The organism is Staphylococcus sp. ACRSN, assembly GCF_022346615.1.
In the GTDB taxonomy this organism is placed as follows: Bacteria; Bacillota; Bacilli; order Staphylococcales; family Staphylococcaceae; genus Staphylococcus.
The window spans coordinates 1-1,658 of the sequence record NZ_JAKRNS010000028.1 but is presented as its reverse complement, the minus strand read 5'-3'; the positions used below and the strand labels follow the sequence as shown (position 1 = coordinate 1,658).

Here is a 1,658-nt window from a genome sequence, read left to right as displayed (position 1 = left end):
AAAAACGTGTTAATGATAACACAAATTAGTATTTTATGAGCTAATCAAACATCATAATTTTTTATGGAGAGTTTGATCCTGGCTCAGGATGAACGCTGGCGGCGTGCCTAATACATGCAAGTCGAGCGAACAGATAAGGAGCTTGCTCCTTTGAAGTTAGCGGCGGACGGGTGAGTAACACGTGGGTAACCTACCTATAAGACTGGAATAACTCCGGGAAACCGGGGCTAATGCCTGATAACATATAGAACCGCATGGTTCTATAGTGAAAGATGGTTTTGCTATCACTTATAGATGGACCCGCGCCGTATTAGCTAGTTGGTAAGGTAATGGCTTACCAAGGCGACGATACGTAGCCGACCTGAGAGGGTGATCGGCCACACTGGAACTGAGACACGGTCCAGACTCCTACGGGAGGCAGCAGTAGGGAATCTTCCGCAATGGGCGAAAGCCTGACGGAGCAACGCCGCGTGAGTGATGAAGGGTTTCGGCTCGTAAAACTCTGTTATTAGGGAAGAACATATGTGTAAGTAACTGTGCACATCTTGACGGTACCTAATCAGAAAGCCACGGCTAACTACGTGCCAGCAGCCGCGGTAATACGTAGGTGGCAAGCGTTATCCGGAATTATTGGGCGTAAAGCGCGCGTAGGCGGTTTCTTAAGTCTGATGTGAAAGCCCACGGCTCAACCGTGGAGGGTCATTGGAAACTGGGAAACTTGAGTGCAGAAGAGGAAAGTGGAATTCCATGTGTAGCGGTGAAATGCGCAGAGATATGGAGGAACACCAGTGGCGAAGGCGACTTTCTGGTCTGTAACTGACGCTGATGTGCGAAAGCGTGGGGATCAAACAGGATTAGATACCCTGGTAGTCCACGCCGTAAACGATGAGTGCTAAGTGTTAGGGGGTTTCCGCCCCTTAGTGCTGCAGCTAACGCATTAAGCACTCCGCCTGGGGAGTACGACCGCAAGGTTGAAACTCAAAGGAATTGACGGGGACCCGCACAAGCGGTGGAGCATGTGGTTTAATTCGAAGCAACGCGAAGAACCTTACCAAATCTTGACATCCTTTGACCACTCTAGAGATAGAGTCTTCCCCTTCGGGGGACAAAGTGACAGGTGGTGCATGGTTGTCGTCAGCTCGTGTCGTGAGATGTTGGGTTAAGTCCCGCAACGAGCGCAACCCTTAAGCTTAGTTGCCATCATTAAGTTGGGCACTCTAGGTTGACTGCCGGTGACAAACCGGAGGAAGGTGGGGATGACGTCAAATCATCATGCCCCTTATGATTTGGGCTACACACGTGCTACAATGGACAATACAAAGGGCAGCTAAACCGCGAGGTCATGCAAATCCCATAAAGTTGTTCTCAGTTCGGATTGTAGTCTGCAACTCGACTACATGAAGCTGGAATCGCTAGTAATCGTAGATCAGCATGCTACGGTGAATACGTTCCCGGGTCTTGTACACACCGCCCGTCACACCACGAGAGTTTGTAACACCCGAAGCCGGTGGAGTAACCATTTATGGAGCTAGCCGTCGAAGGTGGGACAAATGATTGGGGTGAAGTCGTAACAAGGTAGCCGTATCGGAAGGTGCGGCTGGATCACCTCCTTTCTAAGGATATATTCGGAACATCTTCTTTAGAAGATGATAAGAGGA

General features: G+C 49.6%; 1 rRNA gene. It reads left to right on the top strand.

Going from position 1 to position 1,658, the window contains the following annotated elements:
• Positions 1–60: 60 nt before the first annotated feature.
• Positions 61–1,613 (top strand): 16S ribosomal RNA (locus MHZ36_RS14245).
• Positions 1,614–1,658 lie beyond the last annotated feature (45 nt).